Annotated in this window: 22 protein-coding genes; 4 read left to right on the plus strand and 18 right to left on the minus strand. The window is 76.3% G+C overall.

Going from position 1 to position 23,412, the window contains the following annotated elements; genetic code table 11:
* Positions 1 to 19: 19 nt before the first annotated feature.
* From BUB17_RS05225 to BUB17_RS05245, 5 genes are all read right to left on the minus strand, one after another.
* Positions 20 to 505, minus strand: coding sequence for a hypothetical protein (locus tag BUB17_RS05225; protein WP_072914452.1), 486 nt, complete (start codon positions 503 to 505; stop codon positions 20 to 22).
* Between the two features lie 73 nt (positions 506 to 578).
* Positions 579 to 1,487, minus strand: coding sequence for a ParA family protein (locus BUB17_RS05230; RefSeq protein WP_072914456.1), 909 nt, complete (start codon positions 1,485 to 1,487; stop codon positions 579 to 581).
* 214 nt (positions 1,488 to 1,701) lie between these two features.
* On the minus strand, positions 1,702 to 2,649 hold the full coding sequence (xerD, locus tag BUB17_RS05235) for a site-specific tyrosine recombinase XerD (RefSeq protein WP_072914635.1): 948 nt from the start codon (positions 2,647 to 2,649) through the stop codon (positions 1,702 to 1,704).
* 80 nt (positions 2,650 to 2,729) lie between these two features.
* Complete coding sequence (gene ald, locus BUB17_RS05240; RefSeq protein WP_072914459.1) at positions 2,730 to 3,845, minus strand: alanine dehydrogenase; 1,116 nt, start codon at positions 3,843 to 3,845, stop codon at positions 2,730 to 2,732.
* Between the two features lie 281 nt (positions 3,846 to 4,126).
* Positions 4,127 to 4,546, minus strand: coding sequence for a GlcG/HbpS family heme-binding protein (locus tag BUB17_RS05245; RefSeq protein ID WP_072914463.1), 420 nt, complete (start codon positions 4,544 to 4,546; stop codon positions 4,127 to 4,129).
* Positions 4,547 to 4,642: 96 nt separating this feature from the next.
* Between BUB17_RS05245 and BUB17_RS05250 the strand changes: the two genes are divergently transcribed.
* The 3 genes from BUB17_RS05250 to BUB17_RS05260 all read left to right on the plus strand — a co-directional run bounded on the left by BUB17_RS05250 (position 4,643) and on the right by BUB17_RS05260 (position 6,653).
* Positions 4,643 to 5,287, plus strand: a complete 645-nt coding sequence (locus BUB17_RS05250) for a hypothetical protein (protein ID WP_072914467.1) — start codon at positions 4,643 to 4,645, stop codon at positions 5,285 to 5,287.
* Between the two features lie 323 nt (positions 5,288 to 5,610).
* Complete coding sequence (locus BUB17_RS25975) at positions 5,611 to 5,901, plus strand: hypothetical protein (RefSeq protein WP_072914471.1); 291 nt, start codon at positions 5,611 to 5,613, stop codon at positions 5,899 to 5,901.
* Positions 5,902 to 6,002: 101 nt separating this feature from the next.
* Positions 6,003 to 6,653 (plus strand): hypothetical protein, encoded by a 651-nt coding sequence (locus BUB17_RS05260; protein ID WP_083606037.1) that lies wholly within the window; start codon positions 6,003 to 6,005, stop codon positions 6,651 to 6,653.
* A gap of 18 nt (positions 6,654 to 6,671) precedes the next feature.
* On the opposite strand, the gene BUB17_RS05265 is transcribed toward BUB17_RS05260, so the two are convergent.
* From BUB17_RS05265 to steA, 8 genes are read right to left on the minus strand one after another with little or no spacing between them, the layout of a single operon-like run.
* Complete coding sequence (locus BUB17_RS05265) at positions 6,672 to 7,271, minus strand: NUDIX domain-containing protein (protein ID WP_072914479.1); 600 nt, start codon at positions 7,269 to 7,271, stop codon at positions 6,672 to 6,674.
* A gap of 40 nt (positions 7,272 to 7,311) precedes the next feature.
* Positions 7,312 to 9,015, minus strand: coding sequence for a CTP synthase (locus BUB17_RS05270; protein ID WP_072914483.1), 1,704 nt, complete (start codon positions 9,013 to 9,015; stop codon positions 7,312 to 7,314).
* A 13-nt stretch (positions 9,016 to 9,028) separates the two neighbouring features.
* Positions 9,029 to 11,419 (minus strand): hypothetical protein, encoded by a 2,391-nt coding sequence (locus tag BUB17_RS05275; RefSeq protein ID WP_072914485.1) that lies wholly within the window; start codon positions 11,417 to 11,419, stop codon positions 9,029 to 9,031.
* Positions 11,416 to 12,543 carry a glycosyltransferase family 4 protein gene (locus tag BUB17_RS05280; RefSeq protein WP_072914488.1) on the minus strand — a complete coding sequence of 376 codons (1,128 nt, stop codon included), beginning with the start codon at positions 12,541 to 12,543 and terminating at the stop codon, positions 11,416 to 11,418. Before BUB17_RS05280 ends, BUB17_RS05275 begins: the two co-directional genes overlap by 4 nt.
* A complete protein-coding gene (gene murJ / locus BUB17_RS05285; RefSeq protein WP_072914491.1) occupies positions 12,536 to 14,158 on the minus strand; it encodes a murein biosynthesis integral membrane protein MurJ in 1,623 nt (540 codons plus the stop codon). Before murJ ends, BUB17_RS05280 begins: the two co-directional genes overlap by 8 nt.
* Positions 14,155 to 14,982, minus strand: a complete 828-nt coding sequence (locus BUB17_RS05290) for a hypothetical protein (RefSeq protein ID WP_083606038.1) — start codon at positions 14,980 to 14,982, stop codon at positions 14,155 to 14,157. Before BUB17_RS05290 ends, murJ begins: the two co-directional genes overlap by 4 nt.
* The gene (locus BUB17_RS05295; RefSeq protein ID WP_072914495.1) at positions 14,979 to 15,956 is read right to left on the minus strand and encodes a copper transporter; all 978 of its coding nucleotides are present in this window, start codon (positions 15,954 to 15,956) and stop codon (positions 14,979 to 14,981) included. Before BUB17_RS05295 ends, BUB17_RS05290 begins: the two co-directional genes overlap by 4 nt.
* Positions 15,953 to 17,140 (minus strand): putative cytokinetic ring protein SteA, encoded by a 1,188-nt coding sequence (gene steA / locus BUB17_RS05300; protein WP_072914637.1) that lies wholly within the window; start codon positions 17,138 to 17,140, stop codon positions 15,953 to 15,955. The genes BUB17_RS05295 and steA overlap by 4 nt, the downstream gene beginning before the upstream one ends.
* Positions 17,141 to 17,305: 165 nt before the next feature.
* On the opposite strand from steA, the gene BUB17_RS05305 reads away from it, so the two are divergent.
* Complete coding sequence (locus tag BUB17_RS05305; protein WP_072914499.1) at positions 17,306 to 18,145, plus strand: TetR/AcrR family transcriptional regulator; 840 nt, start codon at positions 17,306 to 17,308, stop codon at positions 18,143 to 18,145.
* A 211-nt stretch (positions 18,146 to 18,356) separates the two neighbouring features.
* Here the strand turns inward: BUB17_RS05305 and BUB17_RS05310 are convergent, their stop codons facing one another.
* The 5 genes from BUB17_RS05310 to BUB17_RS26655 all read right to left on the minus strand — a co-directional run bounded on the left by BUB17_RS05310 (position 18,357) and on the right by BUB17_RS26655 (position 23,238).
* Positions 18,357 to 19,073 carry a class I SAM-dependent methyltransferase gene (locus BUB17_RS05310; protein ID WP_072914501.1) on the minus strand — a complete coding sequence of 239 codons (717 nt, stop codon included), beginning with the start codon at positions 19,071 to 19,073 and terminating at the stop codon, positions 18,357 to 18,359.
* A 126-nt stretch (positions 19,074 to 19,199) separates the two neighbouring features.
* Entirely contained in the window at positions 19,200 to 21,029 is a 1,830-nt protein-coding gene (recN, locus tag BUB17_RS05315) for a DNA repair protein RecN (RefSeq protein ID WP_244276936.1), read from the minus strand.
* Positions 21,004 to 22,038, minus strand: a complete 1,035-nt coding sequence (locus BUB17_RS05320) for an NAD kinase (RefSeq protein ID WP_072914503.1) — start codon at positions 22,036 to 22,038, stop codon at positions 21,004 to 21,006. The genes recN and BUB17_RS05320 overlap by 26 nt, the downstream gene beginning before the upstream one ends.
* A 73-nt stretch (positions 22,039 to 22,111) precedes the next feature.
* Entirely contained in the window at positions 22,112 to 22,990 is an 879-nt protein-coding gene (locus BUB17_RS05325; RefSeq protein WP_175561281.1) for a TlyA family RNA methyltransferase, read from the minus strand.
* A complete protein-coding gene (locus tag BUB17_RS26655) occupies positions 22,990 to 23,238 on the minus strand; it encodes a hypothetical protein (protein WP_072914505.1) in 249 nt (82 codons plus the stop codon). Before BUB17_RS26655 ends, BUB17_RS05325 begins: the two co-directional genes overlap by 1 nt.
* Positions 23,239 to 23,412 lie beyond the last annotated feature (174 nt).

Raw genomic sequence — 23,412 nt, forward strand, 5'->3', positions numbered from 1 at the left:
TGAACACCGCGACGGGCGGTCACTTCCCCTTGAGCCGCGAGACGAGCACCGAGTCCTCGCCGCGCTCGGCGAGGTCGGCGAGCAGCACGTTGATCGCCTCGCGGACGATGCGGCCGCGGTCGGCGGCGACGCCGTACCGGCCGCGCAGCGTGAGTCGCGCGCTCTCCAGCGCCAGCAGCTCCTCGGCGGAGATGTAGACGGTGATCTTCTCGTCGTGCTTGGTCCGCTCGGTGCGCTGCGCCCGGCCGCGGGTGGGCCGGACCGGCGTCACGGCGGGAGCGGGCTGGCGGAAGGAGGCCAGCGGGTCGGCGTCGTCCGCACCGCCGGGCACCAGGGTGAGCGGCGCGGTGGTCTCGCCGTCGCCCCGGCGGGCCGGCCCGCCGCGCAGCGCGGGCGAGCTCACCGTGGCGCTGATGCTCGGCAGCTCGGTGACCTCGGGCGCCGGGGCGGCGTCGGTGCGGCGGAACAGCTCCGCAGCACCCGGCAGGGTCGGACGGCGAGTCACGCCGCCACCTCGCTGGCGCTCGGCGGCTGCGGGCCCCGGCGTGCTGTGCTCAGGGGTGATCTCGCGAGCTCGATCACAGTGCCAGGACCTCCTTGGCCAGGTCGCGGTAGGCCGACGCGCCCGTGGACGTCGGCGCCCAGGTGGTGATCGGCTGACCGGCGACCGTGGTCTCGGGGAAGCGCACGGTCCGCTGGATGACGGTCTGGAACACGGTGTCGCCGAATGCCTCGACCACCCGGCTGAACACCTCGCGGCAGTGCACGGTGCGCGCGTCGTACATCGTGGCGAGGATCCCGGAGATCTCCAGCTCGGGGTTGAGCCGCTCCTTGACCTTCTCGATGGTGTCGACGAGCAGGGCCACGCCGCGCAGCGAGAAGAACTCGCACTCCAGCGGGATGACGACGCCCTGCGCGGCGGTCAGCGCGTTGACCGTCAGCAGGCCCAGCGAGGGCTGGCAGTCGATGAGGATGTAGTCGTACTCGTCGCGGACGTCGGCCAGCACCCGCAGCAGCGTCTGCTCACGCGCCACCTCACTGACCAGCTGCACCTCGGCGGCGGACAGGTCGATGTTGCTCGGGACCAGGTCCAGGCCGGTGATGTCGGTGGACACCCGCACGTCCTTGAGCGAGGTCCGCCGCTCCATGAGGGCGTTGTAGATGGTCCGGTCGAGGTTCTGCGCCGGGACGCCGAGGCCCACCGAGAGCGCGCCCTGCGGGTCGAGGTCGATGAGCAGCACCTTGCGGCCGTACTCCACCAGCGCGGCACCCAGGTTGATGGTCGACGTCGTCTTGCCGACGCCGCCCTTCTGGTTGCACATCGCGATGATCCGCGCGGGGCCGTGCTGCGTCAGCGGCTTGGGGTCCGGCAGCCGGCGCATGCGCGCGCGGGCCGGGTCCAGCCGGGGCGCGGCCGCGCCCATCTCGGGCTCGGGGTCGGTCGGGAGCGCGAAGGCCTGGCCCGCCGCGTCCCCTCGGATCGCCATCGCTGTCGTGTCCTCCACCTCGTGCCCGTTCCGGCTCGCACCGGGAGCGGTCAGTCGTTCTGCCGCGCGGGATGCACCGACGGTAAGGAGATCACCACGCTTCACCCAGGAGGCACGCCGCATGTCGTGTCGACTTGGCGACCCGTGACAACACAGCCGTCACATGCAGCCGGAACCCCTGGCAGAAGACGCCGAGGAAATCCGCGGACGCCTGTCAGGTCAGGGCGCGCGGGTGGCTGCTGGCGTACACCTCGCGCAGCCGGTCGACCGTGACGAGCGTGTACACCTGCGTGGTCGTCACCGACGCGTGGCCGAGCAGCTCCTGGACGACGCGGACGTCGGCCCCGCCGTCGAGCAGGTGGGTGGCGAAGGAGTGCCGCAGCGTGTGCGGCGAGACCTGGGCTGTCAGCCCCGCCCGCTCTGCCGCCGTCCGCAGGATCGCCCAGGCACTCTGCCGCGACAGCGACCCGCCGCGGGCGTTGAGGAACAGCGCACCGCCGCGCACCCCGGTACGGCCCGCCGCGGCCAGCGCCGGACGGGCGCGCACCAGGTAGTCCTCCACCGCCCGCAGCGCGTAGGACCCGACCGGCACGATCCGCTGCTTGCCGCCCTTGCCGGCCAGCCGCACCACCGACTGGCCGCGGTCGAGGTCGTCGACGGCCAGCCCGACCGCCTCGGAGATGCGCGCCCCGGTCCCGTAGAGCACCTCCAGCAGCGCCCGGTCGCGCAGCCCGCGCGGCCCCTCCAGCGCGCCGGCGGCCTCGATCAACGCGACCACCGACTCCACCGGTACCGCCTTGGGCAGCCGCCGCGCCGGGGACGGTGGGCGCACCTCGTGGGCGACGTCGTCGGGCACCAGGCCGTCGAGCAGCGCAAAGCGGTGCAGTCCCCGGACGGCGACCACCGCGCGCGCCGCCGAGGTCGCCGACAGCGGCGGGTGGTCGTCGTCCCCCTGCCGGAGCGCGGCGAGGAACCCGGCGACGTCGGACTCGGCCACCTCGCCCAGCTCGCGCACGCCGGCGGCGTCGAGGAACTCGGTGTAGCGGCGCAGGTCGCGGCGGTAGGAGGAGATGGTGTTGGCGGCCAGGCCGCGCTCGACGGTGAGGTGGTCGAGGTAGCCGGTGACGACCCGCTCGACCGCGGACGTGGTGGACGTCGTCAGGCCCTGCCCCTGGTCCTGCCGTCGCGCGCCGGTCCGCTCCTCGCTCGCCGGCGCTCGCTGCGATGCTCCCGTCGCTGTCGTCAGGACAGCACCTCCGCCAGGGGGACGGCGGTCATCCCGTGCGCCTCGGCCACCTCGGGCAGCACCACCTGCCCGGCGACGACGTTGACCCCGTGGGCCAGTGCCGGGTCGGCGTGGACGGCGGCCGCGGTGCCCTCGTTGGCCAGCGCCATGACGTAGGGCAGCGTCACGTTGGTGAGCGCGTGGGTCGAGGTGTTGGGGACCGCGCCGGGCATGTTGGCCACGCAGTAGAAGACCGAGTCGTGCACCGGGAAGGTCGGGTCGTCGTGGGTGGTGGGGCGGGTGTCCTCGAAGCAGCCGCCCTGGTCGACGGCGATGTCGACCAGCACCGAACCCGGCTTCATCCGCGACACCAGCTCGGTGCTGACCAGCGTCGGCGCCTTCGCACCCGGGACGAGCACCGCGCCGATGACCAGGTCGGCGTCGAGGACGGCCCGCTCCACCTCGTAGGCATTGGAGGCGACCGTCTGCAGGTGGCCCTGGTAGATGCGGTCGGCGGCGCGCAGCTTGTCGATGTCCCGGTCGAGGACGACGACCTCGGCCTGCATGCCCAGCGCGATCGCGGCGGCGTTCATGCCGGAGACGCCGGCGCCGATGACGACCACCTTGGCCGCGTAGACGCCGGAGACACCACCGAGCAGCACGCCGCGCCCGCCGTGCGCGCGCTCCAGGCTGTGCGCGCCGACCTGCGGCGCCATCCGGCCGGCGACCTCCGACATCGGGGCGAGCAGCGGCAGCGCGCCGCCGGCGGTCTGCACCGTCTCGTAGGCGATCGCGGTGGTGCCGGAGGTGACGAGCGCGTCGGTGCACTCCTTGGACGCCGCGAGGTGCAGGTAGGTGAACAGCGTCTGCCCGGCACGCAGCCGGGAGTACTCCTCGGCCACCGGCTCCTTGACCTTGAGCAGCAGGTCGGCGTCGGCCCACACGTCGTCGGCGTCGGCCACGGTCGTCGCCCCCGCGGCGGTGTAGTCGCCGTCCGGGATGGACGAGCCCTCCCCCGCGCCCCGCTCGACGAGCACCGTGTGCCCGGCCCGCACCAGCTCGGTCACCCCCGCCGGGGTGAGCGCCACCCGGTACTCCCGGTTCTTGACCTCTCGGGGAACCCCGACCCGCATCGTCCGCTCTCCTGGTCCCGGTGAGACGTCCCGAGGGTGACGGGCGCCGCACCGCGTCGTGGGCCTCCCCGGTGGGGGCGCGCCTCGCGCGGAGTGTAGGCAGGGCGGAGCGGCCCGGGCGGCCCGGCGTGCCAGGTACCCCCGTTGGGGGCAGCCCCTCTCCTGGAGTCCCGGCAGCCCGCGCCCGGACCTGGCCCCGTCCGGAGGCTCGCCGCGAGCGTGCGAGCGGCGAGGAGGACGAGCTCCTCCTCCGAGGCGTGGAGGGGAAGGGTGGTCCTCGCTCAGCCGGCGCTGGTCGCGTACCCGCAGGCGGTGACGGCGGCGCTGCAGACGTCCTCGTCCTGCTGCCCGGTGCCCCCGCTGGCGCCGAGCGCCCCGACCAGCTGCCCGTCGGCGTAGACCGGAACGGCACCCGGCTGCGGCGTGAAGCGGCCCCCGGTCATCGCGCTGAGCGCGGTGGAGAAGTTCGGCAGGCTGTCCAGCTTGGACTTCTGCCCCGCGCTGGGCATGCCGTAGGCCGCCGCGGTCCAGGCCTTGCCCTGGGCGACGTCGGTGGAGATCCACGGCGCGCCGTCGGTGCGGAGCAGAGCCACGAGGTGACCCGCCGCGTCCATCACGGCGAAGGACATGGGCACGCCGACCCGGGCGCACTCCTCCCGGGCAGCGGTGAGGAGGGCCAGGGCCTGGTCGGAGGTCAGCACGGGGTCAGCCTGCCAGCGCCCCCGGGGTCTCCGCCTGCGGGGAGGGCGGCCAGGGCGGAAGGTGGGCGGGTCCGTCGTCCGACCGGAGGAGTGCCCGTGCCGCTGTACGCCCCGTCCCCCGCGCTGCGCGGTCGCCAGCTCGCCGCCGACGTCGGGCTGCTGGCCTGGCTGGTGCTGTGGGTGCTGGTCGCCCGGACGGTGCACGGTGCGGTCCTCGTCCTGGCCGAGCCGGGCCGCGCCGTCGAGGACCTCGGCGCATCGGTCGCCGGCAGCATGGCCTCGGCCGCGCAGGCCGCCGAGGACGTCCCCCTGGTCGGCGACGAGCTGGCCGCACCGTTCGAGGCCCTGGCCTCTGCGGGCGGGTCGGTCGGCGGCGCGGGGCAGGCAGCGCAGGACGCCGTCGGCACGCTGGCCACGGTGCTCGCCGTCGTCCTCGTGGTCCTCCCGGTGGGCTGGGCGCTGCTGCGCTGGCTGCCGTGGCGGCTGGGCTGGGCACGGGACGCCGGCGCGGCCCGGCAGCTGGCCGTGGCAGATCCGGACGTGCTCGCGGCGCGGGCGCTGGCGACCGCCCCGCTGTCCCGGCTGGCCGCCCTGCCGCCGGGCACCGCCGACGCGTGGCGCGCCGGCGACCCCGCCGCGACCCGCGCGCTGGCAGCCGTGGAGCTGGAGCGCCTCGGCGTGCCCGGCGCCGGCCTCCTCGGTCCGCCACCGACGCCCGGGCCGGCGCCGACCGCTCCGTGACGGCCCTCGGCGCGCTGCGGGAGACCCGTCGTCGGTGCACACGTCCGGGACGCGCCGGCTGGCGGGTTCCCGGTTCGGCGCTCCTGGCGGGTCGTCGTTCCCGGTTCCATGCTGCCTACTGCGTCCTCGCCGGGCGCAGGGCGTCCGTGCCACCACCGGCACGCCAGAGGTCGAGGTCATGCGCGGTCGCGACGACACGACTGCGCGACCCCCGCGGCCCTGGTCGGCATCGCTGCCTCGGCGGTCCTGCTGCTGATCGCCGTCCTCGCGGTGCTCGCCGTGGCCCCCGGGCGACCGCGGACGGCGGACGCGGCGCTCCCGCTGTGGGCCTGTGGGTGGACGCCGCCGGCGCCACGGTGCGCGGCGCGCGCGTCGCCGGCCGGGAGCTGCCGGTCAACGGTGCGCTCGGGCCCTGGGACCTCGGGTTCTTCCTCGACGGCGCGCCGCCGGACGGCGTCGAGGTCCGGTTGCTGGTGGACCAGCCCGCCGGTGCGCTGGCGCTGCGCGTCGCCGACCGGAGTGACGACCTCGCTGCCGTGCCCGGCGCCACCCCGCCACGGGGACGGGTGCTCGTGACACCCCACCTGTGGGTGGTGCACGGGATCGAGCTGTGAGCCCACCCGGTGCGCAACGCCCGGGGCCGCACCGTGGGTCGATTGGGCTTGAGGTGACCGGTGGGACTGCCGATGTCGGGGAGGACACCGGGAGGTACTGCGTGGCACGACGGACACGACGGCGGGGACGCGGGACCGGCACGGTCGCCGCGGTGGCGGCGGTCGGGCTGATCGCGCTCAGCGGCCCGGTCACCGAGGTCGCCGCGACGGTGACCGCCTCCCGGACGCCGCTGCCCGCCGTCCCCGCACCGGCGGCCGCCCTGCCCGGCCCGGTGCGCGTCGTCGCCCCGGCGCCCGCCGCACCGGCCGCCGTCCCACCGGTGGGCGTCGTGGCCGTCCCGCGCCCGCAGCCGATCGAGGTCCGGGTGCGGCCCGGCGTGCCCCACGGCGTGATGCCCGACACCGACCCGCCGCCGTCGGCGTGCGGCGGCTACGCCAACCCGCGGCGGATCCTCCCGGGCGTGGTGCCCGGCGTCGCCTCGGCCACGGTGAGCTGGCAGGCCGACGGCTCCACCGAGGTGCAGCGGTACCGCGTGCAGGCGGTCAGCCAGCAACTGGTCAGCGGCCTGCAGCCGGACCCGCCGTTCCAGATCGCCGCCCAGCCCGCGGACTGCGTGCCGGTCACGGTGACCTTCGCCGGCCTGACCTCCGGCGTCCCCTACGTGTTCTGGCTGGAGGAGGAGGTGCCCGACTCCTTCGGCGTGCTGCGCTGGGTGCAGGTGGGCACCTCGTCCGCCGTCGTCATCGCGTGAGGACCCCGTCCTCCCGGGTCAGGTGGCGTCGGCGGGGCGCAGCTGCGGGGCGGTCGCCCGGACCCGGGCCGCGGCCAGGACGCCGATGACCGCCGAGGAGTTGCGGATGCCCCCGGCGAACACCCGCTGCACCGCCTCGTCCAGGGGCAGCCGCTCCACGGTCATGTCCAGCTCCTCGTGCTCGACGACGAAGCCCTCCGGCCGGTCGACGGCCGACAGCCCCTCGGCGAGGTAGACGAGGACCTGCTCGCTGCAGAAGCCCGGCGTGCTGTAGCTGTTCACCAGCAGCGACCAGCGCTCCGCGGCGAGGCCCGCCTCCTCGGCCAGCTCCCGCTTCGCGGTGGCCAGCGGAGCCTCCCCGTCGGCGTCGCGCAGGCCGGCGGGCAGCTCCCACAGGTAGCCGCGGACCGGGTGGCGGTACTGGCGGACCATCACGATCCGCCCCTCGTCGTCCACCGCGGCGACGCACACGGCACCGATGTGCCGCACGATCTCCCGGACGCTGTCCCCACCGCCGGGCATGGCGACGGTCTCCTTGACGACGGTGATGATGCGGCCGTCGTGCACCGTCTCGGTGGCGAGGACCTCGTACTCCCCCGGCCGGGCGGGCTCCACCATCAGATCCCCACCTCCGGGGTCCCGGGAGCCCAGCGGTCCATCAGATCCCCACCTTCTCGGCCTCGTCGATCGGCACCGGCAGCCGGGCGGACTCGGAGTAGTCGATCGCCGCCTGCACGAACGCCGCGAACAGCGGGTGCGGCCGGGTCGGTCGGCTCTTGAGCTCCGGGTGCGCCTGGGTGCCGACGAAGAACGGGTGCACCTCGCGCGGCAGCTCGGCGAACTCGACCAGCAGGCCGTCCGGCGAGGTGCCCGAGAAGACCAGCCCCGCCTCGCCGATCTTGTCGCGGTAGGCGTTGGCCACCTCGTAGCGGTGCCGGTGCCGCTCGGTGATCTCCGTCGCGCCGTAGGCCTGGGCGACGACCGAGCCCCTCTGCAGCGCCGCCGGGTAGCTGCCGAGGCGCATCGTGCCGCCCATGTCGCCGCGGCCGGCGACGACGTCGACCTGGCTGGCCATCGTGGCGATGACCGCGTCGGGGGTGTCCGGGTCGAACTCGGCGGAGTTGGCCCCGGACAGCCCGGCCAGGTTGCGCGCCGCCTCGATGACCATGCACTGCAGCCCCAGGCACAGACCCAGCAGCGGGACGCTGTTGACCCGCGCGTGGCGGATCGCCCCGAGCTTGCCGTCGATGCCGCGCACGCCGAACCCACCGGGGATGCAGACGCCGTCGACGCCGGCCAGCGCCCGCTCGGCGCCCTCCGGGGTCTGGCAGTCGTCGGAGGGCACCCAGCGGATCTCCACCCGGCTGCGGTGGGCGAACCCGCCGGCCCGCAGCGCCTCGGTCACCGACAGGTAGGCGTCGGGCAGGTCGATGTACTTGCCGACCAGCGCGATCGTCACCGTCTGCTTGGGCGCGTGGACCCGGTCGAGCAGGTCGCCCCACACCGTCCAGTCGACGTCCCGGAAGGGCAGGCCCAACCGGCGGACGACGTAGGCGTCCAGGCCCTCGCGGTGCAGCACCTTGGGGATGTCGTAGATCGACGGCGCGTCGGGGCAGGAGATGACGCCCTCGGCGTCGACGTCGCACATCAGGCTGATCTTGCGCTTGAGCCCGGTGCCGATCTCCCGGTCCGAGCGGCACACCACCGCGTCGGGCTGGATGCCGATGTTGCGCAGCGCGGCGACCGAGTGCTGCGTCGGCTTGGTCTTCAGCTCACCGGACGGCGCGATGTAGGGCACCAGCGAGATGTGCAGGAAGAAGCAGTTGTCCCGGCCGATCTCGTGGCGCACCTGGCGGGCGGCCTCGAGGAAGGGCAGCGACTCGATGTCGCCGACGGTGCCGCCCACCTCGGTGATGACGACGTCCACCCGGTCGGAGGTCCCCTCCGCCGCTGACATGATCCGGGCCTTGATCTCGTTGGTGATGTGCGGGATGACCTGCACGGTGTCACCGAGGTACTCGCCGCGCCGCTCCTTGGCGATCACGTCCGAGTAGACCTGGCCGGTGGTCACGTTCGACCGGCCGGTCAGGTCGGTGTCGAGGAACCGCTCGTAGTGCCCGATGTCCAGGTCGGTCTCGGCGCCGTCCTCGGTGACGAAGACCTCGCCGTGCTGGAACGGGTTCATCGTCCCGGGGTCGACGTTGAGGTAGGGGTCCAGCTTCTGCATGGTGACCCGCAGGCCACGGCTGGACAGCAGGGCCCCCAGGGAGCTGGCCGTCAGGCCCTTGCCGAGGGAGGAGACGACTCCGCCGGTGACGAAGACGAACTTCGTCGGCTGGGAGTTGTGGAGGAGACCCCTCATCCCGTGGTCATAGTCACGCGTGCCATGCGGTCGATCCACGGGAGACGACCGTAACACGATCGGCCGCCTCCCCCTCCCGGCCCGCGGGCGTGCCGTCGGCCACCCCGGCGGCCGCACGGGGGCCGCTGGCCAGCCACACGAGCAGCGGTACCAGCAGGACCGCCGCGGTGGCCGGCAGGGCCACGCCGGAGTCGTTCGCGACCGCCCCGAGGGCGAGGCTGAGCGCGGCGGCCAGCAGCCCGGCCCGCAGGACCGCGAGGTCGCCGGCAGGCAGCAGGTCGCCGCGCCCGCGCAGCAGCCCGGGCCCGCGCAGCGGCCCCGGCAGCCACCCACCCCACCGCCCCCCGCCCGGGCGCACCAGCCAGACGGCGGCGACCAGCGCGACCGGCAGCAGCCAGGCCAGCGGGCTGCCGAACAGGATGCCGACGTTGGCCTCCGCCTTGCGGCTGACCACCGTCCACGCCTCACCGGTGAGCAGCTGCTCGACGAACCGGCCCAGGTGGCTGCGCTCGGACGGCGGACGCAGCCAGTCGACGAACGCCAGCGAGCCGACCGCGGCCACCGCCAGCGCCAGCACCGCCGCCATCCGGGTCACCGTCACGCGCGTGCCGGTGAGCAGCATCGCCAGCAGCAGGAACCCGGGCAGGGCGGCGAGCACCCCGCCGAAGTCGCGGCCCAGCGCCGGCGCCCCGACGACCAGCACGGTGAGCGCCCCGGCGCCGAGCACGACCGCCGCGGTCGCCACCCTGGCCCGGCCGGCCGGCGCCCGGCGGCCGGCCGCGGCGGCGAGGGCGGCGGTGAGCAGCAGCGCGCTGACCCCGAGCAGCCCGAAGCCCAGGTTGCCGTAGCCGGTGAACCGCCCGGCCACGATCGCGTCGTAGCCGAGGAGGCCGTTGAGCTCCAGGGTCGACCCGGTCAGCACGTCGCCCACCAGGGTGCCCAGCGTGATCACCAGGACGGCGGCCGGCGGCCCCAGCGGGTGCCGGCGCCACGGGCCCAGCGCGGCGACGGCGAGCACCGCGAGCGCCGCCAGCAGGACGCTGCCGGCCAGCGCCAGCCGAGGCGCACCGGCCCGCTCCCACGGCAGCAGCCCGGCGAGGTAGCTCGCGACCGGCACCGCGGCGGCCCCGAGCGCGACCGGGCGCACCGCGCCGCGCAGCCGCTCCCCGGCCGGGCGCGGCGCCCGGTCCCGGCGCCGTCCTCCGGCCACCAGCAGGCCCAGGCCGACGACGGCGGTGTTCAGCAGCACCAGGCCGATGAAGAAGGCGCCGGTGCTGCGGTAGTGCACGGCGGCGGCGGTGTTGGCCTGCTCGAGCAGCGGGATCGCCGCGGGCAGCGGCGGCCGCTCGCCGTCGGACCGCAGCGCCTGGCCGTTCATCGACGGCGCCCGCTCCAGGCCGAGCGCGGCCAGCACGGTCGGCGCGACGTCGATGAGCTGCACGAACGGCGCCCGCCCGGTGCTCGCCGAGGTCAGCCAGCGCGGCTCGGTGAACCCCGGGCCCGAGGCGATGCCGACGTGCAGCTGCGCCCGGCCGTCGTTGACCTCGCTGATGCCCTGCACCAGCAGCAGCGTCTCCCCCGGCGCGGCCGCCACGGCCTCGACCAGCCGGCCGAGCGCGGCGTCGATGGCGGCCAGCGCGGCCGCGCGGGGCCGCGGCTCGGTGCCGGTGTCGCTGCCCTCGAGTGCGGGTTCACCGGCGTCGACCAGGTCGTCGAGGCCGGCCAGCACCAGCGGGCAGCCGGTCAGCAGCTCACCGGGGTCGGCGGGCACCTCCTCCCGCTGGCCGATCGTCACACCGGGGGCGGCGACGGCCAGCGCCGGCGCCCGGCCGACGACGGTGGCACAGCCGACCGCCTCGCCCAGCGCCGCGGGGTCGGCGCCGAAGCGGGCCGTCGCGGAGTCCGCGGCCACCGCGGCGACGGCGGCCTGCGGATCGGCCAGGCCGGCCGCGGCGAGCCGCTCCTGCAGTCCGCAGTGCGACAGCGCCGGGCTGGCCGGCGGCACCGGCGGGGTGGACTCCTGCGGCGCGGCGTCCGCCGGCGCGTCCGGATCGGCCGGGGCCTCGCCGGGCAGCGGGACGGTCGGCAGCGGCACCGGCGGGATCGACTCGTCGGGCGCGGGGAAACGGGCGCGGTTGCCCGCCCCGAGGGTCGCCCAGCCGTCGAGCACGCAGCTGGTGGCACGCGCGGCCCGCACCGACACCGCGCCGATCGGCGAGCCCTCGGCGAGGGCCCACAGCTGCGGGGTGGCCTGCGGGTCGACGTCGTCCCACACCAGGCCGGGGACGCCGACGACGACCACGCGGTCGGCACTCGCCCCCTCGGCCGGGGCGGCGCCGGCGGTCCCGACGCCGGCCACCAGCACGGCCAGGACGGCGAGCAGCAGGGCCGCGAGCCGGGTCATCGGGGGGCGCCGAGCAGTTCGCGGTAGAGGGCGACCAGCTGCCGGGCGGTGGCGGCCTCGTCCGGCCAGCTCGCCGCCTGCCGGCCGCCGGCCTCGGTCAGCGCGCGGGCGCGCGCGGGGTCGGCCAGCAGCCCGGTGACCGCGTCGGCCAGCGCGGCGGCGTCGCCCACCGGCACCAGCTGCGCGCCGTCCCCGAGCAGCTCGGGCAGCCCGCCGGTGCGGGTGGCGACCAGCGGGGTGCCGGCGCGCAGCGCCTCCTGCGCGGTCAGCGATCGGGCCTCCCAGCGCGAGGGCAGCACGGCCAGGTCGGCGGCGGCCAGCAGGTCGGCGACGTCGCTGCGCCGGCCGAGCAGCACCACGGGCAGCCGCTCGGCAGCGATCCGGGCGGCGAGCTCGTCGTGCAGCGGGCCGTCTCCGGCGACGGCCACGAGCGGCGGCTGCGAGCCGGCGGCCCACCGGGCGGCGGCGTCGAGCAGGACGTCGTAGCCCTTCTGCGGGTGCAACCGCCCGACGGCGACGACCAGCGGCCGGCCGTCGGCCAGGCCGAGCTCGGCGCGGACCTCGGCGGCCGTCCGGGCCGCGGCGGGCAGCGGCGGTGCCGAGACGGGCGCGTCCCGCACGTCCCGCGCGCCCTGCCGCCAGGCGTTCTCGGCGAGGTCACCGGAGGCGGCGAGGACGACGTCGACGTCGCGGATCGTGGCCCGCTCGGCCAGCCGCAGCACCCGGCGCAGCGCGCCCCCGCCCTCGGGCAGGGCGTTGTGCAGCGTGAGCACCAGGGGCCGGCTGCGGTTCCCGAGCCGGCGGGCCGCCGCGGCGACCAGCCCGGCGCGCAGGCCGTGGGCGTGCAGCAGATCCGCGTCGGCGGTGGCCCGGCGCAGCGCGGCGACGGCGCGGGCGTCGGCTCCGGGCGAGAGACCGGCGGAGATGCCGACGGGCGCGAAGCCGGCACCCGTGGCGGTGAAGCCGAACAACTGCTCGGTGGCCGGCGGGCCGCACACCCGGACGTCGGCGCCGGCCGCGACCAGGGCGGGCAGCACCGCCCGCACGTGCGTGCCGACTCCACCGGTGCTGGTGGCCAGCACCTCGGCCACCCGGCGGCCCTGCAGCGGGAGCCGCTCAGCCACCGTGCACCTCCTGGGGATCGCCTCGTCGCAGACGGCGCACGGCGGCCAGCAGCGGGCCGCGCGCCGTTCCCATCATGACCGCCGCGGCGACGGCCAGTGCGGTCGCCGCGGCGAGCACCCCGGCGCCGACCGTCGCGAGCAGGTCCCCCTGCGGCACCGGGTCGGCGCCCAGCGCGCCGGCGACGGCCAGCCCCGCCGCCCCGGCGAGCGCGGCGGCGAGCACCGCGGGCAACCCGGTGCGGACGACCCCGGCCAGCCCGGCCGGTCCCACGACCCGCGCCACCACGGCGAGCAGCGCCAGCCCGGCGACGGTGACCCCGGCGCTGTGGCCGGCGGCGAGGGCGGGCCCGCGGTCGGCTGCGGGCAGCAGTGCGGCGAGGACGACGTCGGCCGCCACCGCCACGAGCCACCCTCCGAGCACGCACGCCGTCGGTGCCTTCCACAGGCCGCGGGCGTAGAGCGCGCGGGAGAGCACCGCCACCAGCCCGTAGCCCGGCAGTCCGGGGGCGAAGGCGACGACGGTGTCCCGCAGCGCGCCCACGACGTCCGCCGGCTGCCCGGTGAGGAACACCCCGGCCATCGGCCCCGCGACCGCCACCAGCACCGCCGCGGCGACCGTCGAGGCGGCGAGGACGAGCACGGCCACCGGGGCCAGCGCCCGGCGGAACCCGGCCTCGTCCCCGGTCTCGGCCCGCTCGGCCAGCCCCGGGTAGGCGGAGGTCGCCAGCGGCACCGCCAGCGCGGCCCACGGCACGAGGAAGACGGTGAGCCCGGCGGCGTAGACGACCTGGGTGCCATCGGGGGCGCCGGCGTTGGCCAGCCGGATCGCCACCGCGGCCAGCAGCTGCTGCCCGGCGAGGGTGAGCACGCCCGCGACCGCCAGCCGGCGCACCCGCGGTGCGGCGCCCACCGGGAAACGCAGCGACGGCCGCAGGCCCAGCCCCAGCCGGCGCACCGGGAGGACCAGGCAGAGCGAGAGGGCGACCACGCCGAGCGTCGTCCCGACGGAGAGGACCAGCTCGGCGGGGGTGGACAACCCCTCCGCCGTCCGGCTGCCGCCGATCGCGGCGAAGGTGAGGTAGGCCCCGGCGACGACGACGCTGGACAGCAGGGGCGCCAGCGCGGGGGCGGCGAAGCGGCGGTGGGCCTGCAGCACGCCGGTCAGCACGATGCCGATGCCGTACAGCACGACCTGCGGGGCGAAGACGACCAGGAAGCGGGCGGCGAGCTCGACCTGGGCCGGGTCCCCCGCGCCGAGCAGCAGCCGGGCGACCGGCTCGGCGCACAGCGCGAGCAGCACGGCCAGCGGCGTGAGCACCAGCAGGCTCCACCCGAGCAGCGCCGAGGCGGTGCGCCGCACCTGCTCGCGGTCGCCGGTCGCGATGCCGCCGGCCAGCATCGGCACCACGAGACTCGCCAGGGCGCCGCCGGCGACGACCTCGAAGACGATGTTCGGGACGTTGTTGGCCGCCAGGTAGGTGTCACCGGTGCTGCCGGCGCCCACGGCGTTGGTGAACACCAGCGTGCGGCCGAACCCGGCGAGCCGGGTCAGCACGGTGAGGACGGCGATCAGCGCGGCGGCGCCGGCGACCCCCCGGACGACCTGCCGGGTCATGCCCGACGGCGGCCGAGCCGGTCCAGCTCCCGCAGCACGGGGGTGGCCTCGATGACCCGTGTGAAGCTCACCCGCTCGCTGGCCAGGGTCAGCCCGACCACGGCCGCGAGCGCCCCGGCACGCGGCGCGCGGCCCGGCACCGCCGCCAGCCGGAGCCCGAGCAGCGCGCCGACGGCGTTGGCGCCGCAGTCGCCGAGCATGACCCGTTCCCCCAGGTCGTCCGGCAGGACGGCGAGGCTCGCACCGAGCGGGCCGGCGACGAGGGCGCCGGCCGGGCTCCGCAGCCCTGCGGCGGCGGCGAGCGCGGCGGCCTTGGCCGCCCGGCCGGGACGCAGGTCGAGCAGGTTGGCCAGGTTGGCGGTGCCGGCGACCAGCCCGGTGGTGAGGACGGCGTCGGCGAGGCCCCGCTCCCGCCGTGTGAGCAGGGCGGCGGCCGCGGCGGCGGCGCCGATGCCGGCGACCTTGACCGCGCCGGCCGAGACCCGCCCGGCCCGCAGCGCCCGCAGGTGCCCGGCCAGCCCCTTGTCCCGCGCCTGCTCGGGGCGGGCGCCGGCGAGGTCGTCGTAGCCGCCGACCAGCCCGGACACGGTGCCGACCAGCGCGGCGGCCGCGCGGGTGCCGGCCGGGGCGCCGGCGACCGCGGAGGCCGTCGCGGCGAGGGCCAGGGCCGGCCCGCCGAGCAGGGTCACCGGCCGGCCGGCGTAGTTGGTGCGCCGCCAGGCCGCCCCTGCCGGTCGCGCGTCGAGTGCGGCGGCACCGGCCAGGCCCAGCCGGGCCGCAGTGGCACCGCCGAGCGCGAGCAGGGCCGCTCGCCGGCGGGTCACGGGGTCGCGGCGGGCAGCGGCGGCACCGGCTGGGCGTCCTCGCCCGTGCCGTAGGCCCCCGAGGTGCCCTGGCTCTCCCGCCCGAGTGCGAGCACCGTGCTGATCCGGCCGGAGGCCGCGTCGATGTTGTCCACGGTCGAGACGGCCGCCGAGTTCTCCGGGTCGGCGCGGATGACGCCGACCAGACCGGTGTCCCCGGCCGAGGCGGCGTCGCCGGCGACGACGGCGCCGGAGCCCGCGGCGTCGAGGGCCAGTGCCAGGTCGACGAGGGTGTCGGTGTGCTGCGCGGCGTCCTGCTCGGCGTCCTGCTCGGTCTCCCGCTCGGTGGGGGCGCCGGCGGTGAGCAGCACGGCGAAGTCGGCCGGGGTGACCGAGCTGGACTCGACGTCCAGCACGTCGAGGGCCCGCAGGCCGGCCAGCACCGAGGAGAGTGCGGCGGTGTCCGGCGCCGGGGCGCCGGGCACGGCCGGGCGCATGAGCACCTGGGCCAGCAGCGAGCCGACCAGCTGCCCGGTGTCGTCGGTCTCGGGCAGCGTGACGCCGGTGGGCAGGCCCGGGCCGGTGACGTAGCTCTGCACCTCGGCGGCGGTGGCCGGGTCGCTGTACTCCGGCTGCAGCCGGACGGTGCCGGTCACGGTGCCCCCGGCCTGGCCGATGAGGGTGGTGACCTCCTCGACGGTCTCGGTGGCGACGTCCTCGCCGACGGCGACCAGCACGACGCTGCGCCCGGCGAGGTTACCGGCGACCAGGGACGGCGCGACGGCCTGCTCGAAGGCGTCACTGGTGTCCAGCTGGGCCTGCAGCTCTCGCGTCTGGGTCTCCAGCTCCCGCTTGTCCTCGGCGAGCGCAGCCACCTCTCCCTCGAGGTCCTCGAGGATCGGCGCGTTGAGCGCCGTGGTGCCGATGACGATGCCCAGCGCGACGGCCAGGAAGACCGCGATCAGCGAGACCAGGTGGTAGCGGAAGTCGATCACGTGAAGAGGTTCTCCAGCCAGAACACGAAGCTGTTCCATTGGTCGACCAGCAGGTCGAGGTAGACGCGGCCGGCCGCCGAGACGGCGAGGGCCGACCCGATGGCGATGAAGGCGGCGAGCACCAGGACGACCAGGGTTAGCGTCGAGATGCGGCTGCGGTAGAGCCGGCTCACGCCCTTGGCGTCGACGAGCTTGCCGCCCAGCCGCAGCCGGGTGAGGAAAGTGGAGGCCATGCCACCGCGGCCCTTGTCGAGGAACTCGACCAGGGTGGCGTGGGTGCCGACGGCGACGATGAGCGTGGCGCCCTTCTCGTCGGCCAGCAGCATCGCGATGTCCTCGCTGGTGGCCGCGGCCGGGAAGGTGATCGCGTCGACGCCGAGGTCCTGCACGCGGGCCAGGCCCGGGGCGCGGCCGTCGGCGTAGGCGTGCACCACGACCTCGGCCCCGCTCTTGAGGACCTCGTCGCTCACCGAGTCCATGTCGCCGATGATCATGTCCGGCCGGTAGCCGGCCTCGACGAGCGCGTCCGCCCCGCCGTCCACGCCGATCAGCACCGGCCGGTAGTCGCGGATGTAGGACCGCAGCGCCTGCAGGTCCTCCTTGTAGTCGTAGCCGCGGACGACGACCAGCACGTGCCGGCCCTCGATCTGCGTGGCCACGTCCGGCACGCCGACACCATCGAGCAGCAGCGCGCGCTCGCGTTTCATGTACTCCATCGTGTTGGTGGCGAACGCCTCCAACTGCACCGACAGCCCGGCGCGGGCCTCGGCCATCGCCTCGGCGACGGAGTCCGCGGTCTGCTCGGTGCCCTCGGCGACGACGGTGCCGTCCTCCCGCAGCAGCCGGGTGCCGTCGACGCGGACCGTCGTCCCCTCCTTGACGGCCGACAGGACCTCCTTGCCCACCCCGTCGACGAGCGGGATGCCGGCGTTGACCAGGATCTCCGGGCCGAGGTTCGGATAGCGGCCGGAGGTGCTGGGCGCGGCGTTGACCACCGCGGCGACCCTGCAGGCGACCAGCGAGTCGGCGCTGACCCGGTCGATGTCGACGTGGTCGATGACCGCGACGTCCCCGGGGCGCAGCCTCTTGGTGAGGTTCTTGGTGCGGCGGTCCAGCCGCACGGTGCCGGTCACTCCGGGGGCCGCTTCCGGCGCCCGGCCACGGCGGAGGGAGCCGATGCGCATGGCCTGCACTCTCCCACGGACAGCTGGAGCCGCCGTCGTCCGACGCGCATCGGCGACATACCAGTCACGCAGAGTGTCCGACACCACGGGGACGGCGACACGCCGGACAGACCTGCCGCACAGGCCCTGTCGGAGCCCCCCGCGGGGCTGTCTAGCGTTGGCCGGGTGACTCCAGGGGCGCACGCAGTCGGCCGTACGAACGAGGACGACGACGTCCGGCCGGGGGCGCCCGAGGCGGTCGTCCAGGAACTGCCCGCACCGGCGTCGCCCGACGAGGCGCCCCCGCTCCCCGGGGCCACCACCCCCGTTCCTCCCCCGGCACCCGCCGAGCCCGAGCCGCCCGCCCGCGGACGCCGCGGGCGGCGCGCGCTGCGCGGCCCCGGCCTGCGCGAGCGGCGCCGCCAGCAGACCCGCGGCACGATCATCGAGGCCGCCGCCGAGCTGTTCGCCGAGCGTGGGTTCGACGCGGTCAGCGTCGTGGAGATCGCGCAGCGGGCCGGCGTGGTCGAGAAGACGGTGTTCAACCACTTCCCGGTCAAGGAGGGGCTGGTCTTCGAGGCCGACCCGCCGATGCGCGCGGCGCTGCTCGAGGCGGTGCGCAGCCGTCCCGCCGGCGAGTCGGTGAGCGCGGCGGCCGGCACCTTCGTCGTCCGGGCGATGAGCGGGCTCGGCGCACCCGAGGCCGCCGCCGGCGTGGCCGAGATGGCCCGTGTCATCCGCGGCAGCCGCACCCTGCAGGTGCGCGAGCGGGAGATCCTCGGCGAGCTGACCAGCGCGCTTGCCGAGCTCATCGCCGAGGAGACCCGCGCCGAGCCCGGGGAGCTGGCGCCCTGGCTGGCCGCGCACGCGGTGCTCAGCCTCTACGCCGCGCTGCTGGAGCTGGCCCGCGACCGGGTGCTCGCCGGCGTTTCCGGTCCGGAGCTGTCAGCCGAGCTGCGCGCCCGCGGCCAGCGCGGCCTGGCCCTCCTGCAGTTCGGCCTCGCGGGCTACGCCAAGCGGCGATGACGATGACATCGTCGTCCTAGCGGACGACACCGCGGCTGGGTGCCGTCCCCCTGCGGCGCTGAGCCCCCCGGAAGCTGGTCGTCGCCCCCCTGCGGCAGTGAGCCCACCCGGGAGCTGGTCGTCGTCCCCGAGTGAGCAGTTCGGGTCGACGTCGTCGGCGTGTCCGCGCGTGTCGGCGACCGCAACTGCCCACTGGGGCGACGCGGAGGCGTCAGGCGAGCAGCTGCAGCGCCCGCAGCAGCTGGGCGGCGCGGTCGCCGGGGATGTCCGGGTCCTGCGTGAAGAGCGCCACGGCGACCATGTACTCGCCCTCCCCGGCCCAGCCGCGACCCTCGGCGACCAACCGCCGGATGTGGTCGCGCACCTTGGGCTCGGCGCTGTACTCGCCGTAGTCCAGGCCCATCGCGAGGAAGTTCACCACCCGGTAGCCCAGGTGCTCGGCGGTGCGGACCGTCGTCCCGGGGTCGGCGTAGCTCGGCACCGCGGTGACGACGTTGCGGTACCCGGCCTTGAGCAGCTGCAGCACCAGGTCGTTGCCGTACACCCCGCCCCAGAGCTCGGGCATGAGGATGTCGCGGTCCGGCGCCGGGATGTAGGGCGGGTTGGCGATCACCGTGGACGCCGTCGGCCCGGCCGCGGAGTCGGCGCGGTCGAAGAAGTCGCCGAGTTCGACGGTGTAGCGGTCCGCGACCCCGCGGTCGGCGATGTTCTCCCGGGCCCGCTCGACCGACGGGGCGCTGATGTCGAAGCTGCGCACCCGCAGCTCCGGCAGGCCGGCCACCACGTCGGCGATGGCGGTGGCGTCGCCGGTGCCGAGCTCGACGACGCCCTCGCGCGCCCAGCCCAGCTGCTCGCGGTAGTGCTGCAGCAGCATGCAGACGCTGAACCCGTAGTGCGCCGACTCGTCGGCGGAGGAGAAGCAGCTCACCGCGTGGCACCGGTCAGCGGGAGGTGGGCGGAGGGCCGCGGGGCTGCGGCGTCGCGACGTCGGTGGGGCACGACCCGGCCCTACCCCGCTCGTTCCGCCGTCACTCCTGGCTGCCGGACGCCTCCGCTACGCCGCCGCGCGTGCGGTCGCCGCCACGGCCAGCAGCTCCCGGGCGTGGGCCTGTCCGGTGTCGCTGTCGGTCAGGCCGGAGAGCATCCGGGCCAGCTCGCGCACCCGGTCCTCGCCGTCGACGGCCCGGATGTCGGTGGCGGTCACACCCGCACCGGTGTCCGGGGACTTGTCGACCACCAGGTGGGTGTCGGCGAACGCCGCGACCTGCGCCAGGTGGGTGACGACGACGACCTGGTGCCGGCGGGCCAGCCGGGCCAGCCGCCGGCCGATCTCCCCGGCGGCCTGCCCGCCGACCCCGGCGTCGACCTCGTCGAAGACCATGACCGGCACCGGGTCGGCACCGGCGAAGACCACCTCGATGGCCAGCATCACCCGGGACAGCTCGCCGCCGGAGGCACCCTTGTGCACCGGGCGCGGCGGGGCGCCGGGATGGGCCGCCATCAGCAGCGCCACCTCGTCGATGCCCTCCGGTCCCGGGGCATCCGGGTCGCTGTCGACGGCGAAGGAGATCCGCGCGCTCCTCATCGCCAGCCCGGCGAGCTCCCGGCCCACCTCGGCGGCGAACCCGTCGGCCGCCGCCCGCCGCCCGGCCGACACCTGGGCGCCCAGGTCGTCGACCTCGGCCCGGGCGGCGTCGCGCGCGGCCTCCAGCGCCTCGAGCGCCTCGTCGGACACGTCGAGCTCATCCAGGCGCCGGCGGGCGTCCTCGGCCCACGCCAGGACGCCGTCCACGCCGTCGCCGACGTCGGCGTACTTGCGCACCAGGGCGGTGATCGCCGCCCGGCGGTCCAGCACCTCGGCCAGCCGGGCGGGGTCGGCGTCCAGGTCGGCGACGTAGGTGGCCAGCTGCCCGGCCACGTCGGAGACGACCGCGACCGCGTCGTTCAGGTCCTGCGCGAGCATCACCAGGGTGGGGTCGTCGGAGGCGGCCAGCGCCCGCTCGGCGATGGCCAGCGCGGCGCTGGCGTCCTGCGGCAGGTCGTCCCCGAGGTCGCCGGTGACGTCGCCGACCAGCGCGGTGCGGGCCTCGTCGGCGGCCGCGCGCAGCGCGTCGGCGTCGCTGAGCCGCCGCGCCTGCGCGTCCAGCTCGGCGTCCTCCCCCGGCTGCGGGCCCGCCGCGTCGATCTCCTCCAGCCCGTGGCGGAGGACGTCGGCGGCCTGGGCCAGCTCCCGGGCCTGACCGCGCCGGCGTTCGAGGTCGCTGGCCAGCTGCCGCCAGCGGGTGTACGCCTCGCGGTAGCGGTCCAGCAGCTCCAGGTGCGCGGTGCCGGCGTAGCGGTCCAGGGCCCGGCGCTGCTCGGCCGGACGGGACAGCCGCAGCTGGTCGCTCTGCCCGTGCACCGCCAGCAGCCCCTCGGCCAGCTCGGCGACCACGCCGACCGGCACGCTGCGCCCGCCGAGGTGCGCGCGCGACCGCCCCTCGGCGCTGACCGTGCGCGCCAGGATCAGCGTGCCATCGTCGTCGGGGTCGGCGCCGGCGTCGGCCGCGCGCTCCCACACCGGGGAGTCCGCGGGCAGCGCCAGCCGCCCCTCGACACCGGCCCGGCCGTTGGCGCGCACCCGGCCGGGGTCGGCCCGACCGCCGAAGAGCAGCGTCAGGCCGGTGACGACCATCGTCTTGCCCGCGCCGGTCTCCCCGGTCACCACGGTCAGGCCGTCGCCGAGTTCGAGGGTGACGTCGTCGATGGCGCCGAGCCCGCGGATGCGCAGCTCGGTCAGCCGGCCCAGCGACGTCCCGCCGTCCGGTGCCGCGGCGACCGCCTCGACCGGCTCTGCCGTGCGGGCCGGCCGCCGGCTCTCACGCGTCGTCGTCCGTGTCGCCACCGTGGCGCCCCTCCTCTCCGTCCCCGCGGACCCATCCGCGGGCCAGCACGTTGCGGTCCGGAGCCATCTCGTGGCCCGGGTCGTGCCGGCGGGCGTCCCGGAACCCGCGCACCGGCAGCCCGAACTTGGCCACCAGCCGGTCGCCGAACGTGGTCTTGTGCACCCGCGCGATGCGCACCGGCCGGGCGGCCCGGCGGACGTCGACCCGGCCACCCTCCGGTACCTCGAGCGCGCGTCGCCCGTCGGCGGACACGCGGGCGCGGTTGCCGTCGGCCGGGATGGCCACGGTGAGCACCGCGTCCGGTGAGGTGACCAGCGGGCGGGAGAACAGCGCGTGCGCGTTCGACGGCACGACCAGCATCGCCTCGACGTCGGGCCACACGACCGGCCCGCCGGCGGAGAACGCGTAGGCCGTGGACCCGGTCGGCGTGGCGAACAGGACGCCGTCGCAGCCGAAGCTGGTGAGCGGGCGTCCGTCGATGGCCACGACCAGGTCGAGCACCCGCGAGCGCTCGGACTTCTCCACCGAGACCTCGTTGAGCGCCCAGGTGCCGCCGACGACGGCGCCGGTGGCGTCGAGGACGTCGACCTCGATCGCCAGCCGCTTCTCCACCGAGTACTCGCACCGCTCGATCGCGGTCAGGGTCTCCTCGACCGCCTCGGGCTCGGTCTCGGCGAGGAAGCCGACCCGGCCGAGGTTGACCCCCATGAGCGCGGCGTTGCTGTAGCGGGCGAGCTCGGCGGCGCGCAGGAAGGTGCCGTCGCCGCCGAAGACCATGACGATCTCCGCGCCGCGGGCGGCCTCGGCGTCGGCGGGCGCCACCTGGGCGCCCTCGATGCCGAGCGCCGCCGCCTCGTCCTCGAGCAGCCGCACGGTGATGCCGGCCTTGGCCAGGCGGGCGGCGGAGCTGCGGGCGAGCTCGACGATGTCGTGCCGGCCGGTGTGCACGGTGAGCAGCACGTGCCGGTTTCCGCTGGGAGCCCAGACGGTGGGGCTGACCTCTGTCACGCTTCCTCCTCGCTGGCGCTCGTCACTCGCGTGCCCGACGGTGCTGTGTCCCTGCGCGACCTCGCGAGCTCGGTCACTGGTCCTCCTCGGGGGCGGCCGGTGGGGGTGCCGGTGCGGCCCCGGTGCTGGGCGGCCGACGGGTCCTGGGTACCCGTTCCGACGGGCCCTCCTCCACGGCGCGGCGCACGTCGTCCTCCCGCGGCGGGCCGGCGTCCCGGCGCAGCCAGAGGAAGAACTCGACGTTGCCGGCCGGTCCGGGCAGCGGGCTGGCGACCACGCCCGCCGTTCCCCAGCCGAGCTCCGCGGCGGCCCGCGCCACCTGCAGGACGGCGTCCTGCCGGTGCGCCGGGTCGCGGACCACGCCACCGGCGCCGAGCCGCTCGCGGCCGACCTCGAACTGCGGTTTGACCATGGGCAGCAGGTCGGCCTCGCCGGTGGCGCAGGAGGTGAGGGCCGGCAGCACCAGCCGCAGGGAGATGAACGACAGGTCGGCCACGACGAGGTCCACCGGGCCGTCGACCTGCTCGGGCGTCAGCGTGCGGACGTTGGTGCGCTCGAGCACCCGCACCCGTTCGTCGGTCCGCAGCGACCAGGCCAGCTCGCCGTAGCCGACGTCGACGGCCACGACCTCGCTGGCCCCGCGGCGCAGCAGCACCTCGGTGAAGCCGCCGGTCGACGCGCCGGCGTCCAGCGCCCGCCGGCCCTCGACCGGGACCGGGAAGGCCTCCAGCCCGCCGAGCAGCTTGTGCGCGCCGCGGGAGACCCAGCTGGGCTCGTCGGGGTCGGTGCGCACGACGACGGGGGTGTTGGCGTCCACGCCGGTGGCGGGCTTGGTCGCGGCCCGGCCGGACACGGCGACCCGCCCCTCGGCGATGAGGACGACGGCGTGCTCCCGGGAGCGGGCCAGCCCCCGCCGCACGAGTTCCGCGTCGAGCCGGCTGCGGCGGACCATCAGAGCTGGTCGATCGTGCCGAGCTCGCGCTGCAGCCGGGCGTGCTCGGCCTCGAAGACTGCGACGTGCTCGGCCACCGGCCGCCGGTCGAGGTCGGCGAACCGCGTGCCCTCGTCCCTGCCCGGGTCGGCCGGCTGCGCCTCCTGCGGCTGTACCTCGTCCGGCGTGGCCGCGGCCGGGATCGGTGCCGCGCCGCCCCACGGTCCGGGCCGGGGCGGCCCCGGTACCGGTCGGTTGGGCTCGGTCATCGCTGGCCTCTCGGGTGAACGGGCACGGCGCAGGCGGACGCCGGCAGGACCTCGGGGACCTGCCGCCCGGGCGCTGCCCGGTGCTGCTCCCCCGGCCCGCGAGGGTACCGGCCGGGGCCGACGCACACGGGTCGCCGGCGGGCGCTAGCGTTCGGCCGCCCGGTCCCCGAACGC

It is taken from the genome of Geodermatophilus obscurus, from assembly GCF_900143215.1.
GTDB classification, from domain to species: domain Bacteria; phylum Actinomycetota; class Actinomycetes; order Mycobacteriales; family Geodermatophilaceae; genus Geodermatophilus; species Geodermatophilus obscurus_A.

Coding starts and splice junctions, on each gene's coding strand:
- BUB17_RS05230 (WP_072914456.1), bottom strand. CDS start 1,487: ATGGCGATCCGAGGGGACGCGGCGGGCCAGGCCTTCGCGCTCCCGACC.
- ald (WP_072914459.1), bottom strand. CDS start 3,845: ATGCGGGTCGGGGTTCCCCGAGAGGTCAAGAACCGGGAGTACCGGGTG.
- steA (WP_072914637.1), bottom strand. CDS start 17,140: ATGCGCATCGGCTCCCTCCGCCGTGGCCGGGCGCCGGAAGCGGCCCCC.
- murJ (WP_072914491.1), bottom strand. CDS start 14,158: ATGACCCGGCAGGTCGTCCGGGGGGTCGCCGGCGCCGCCGCGCTGATC.
- BUB17_RS05325 (WP_175561281.1), bottom strand. CDS start 22,990: ATGGTCCGCCGCAGCCGGCTCGACGCGGAACTCGTGCGGCGGGGGCTG.
- BUB17_RS05270 (WP_072914483.1), bottom strand. CDS start 9,015: ATGAGGGGTCTCCTCCACAACTCCCAGCCGACGAAGTTCGTCTTCGTC.
- BUB17_RS05275 (WP_072914485.1), bottom strand. CDS start 11,419: ATGACCCGGCTCGCGGCCCTGCTGCTCGCCGTCCTGGCCGTGCTGGTG.
- BUB17_RS05265 (WP_072914479.1), bottom strand. CDS start 7,271: ATGGTGGAGCCCGCCCGGCCGGGGGAGTACGAGGTCCTCGCCACCGAG.
- BUB17_RS26655 (WP_072914505.1), bottom strand. CDS start 23,238: ATGACCGAGCCCAACCGACCGGTACCGGGGCCGCCCCGGCCCGGACCG.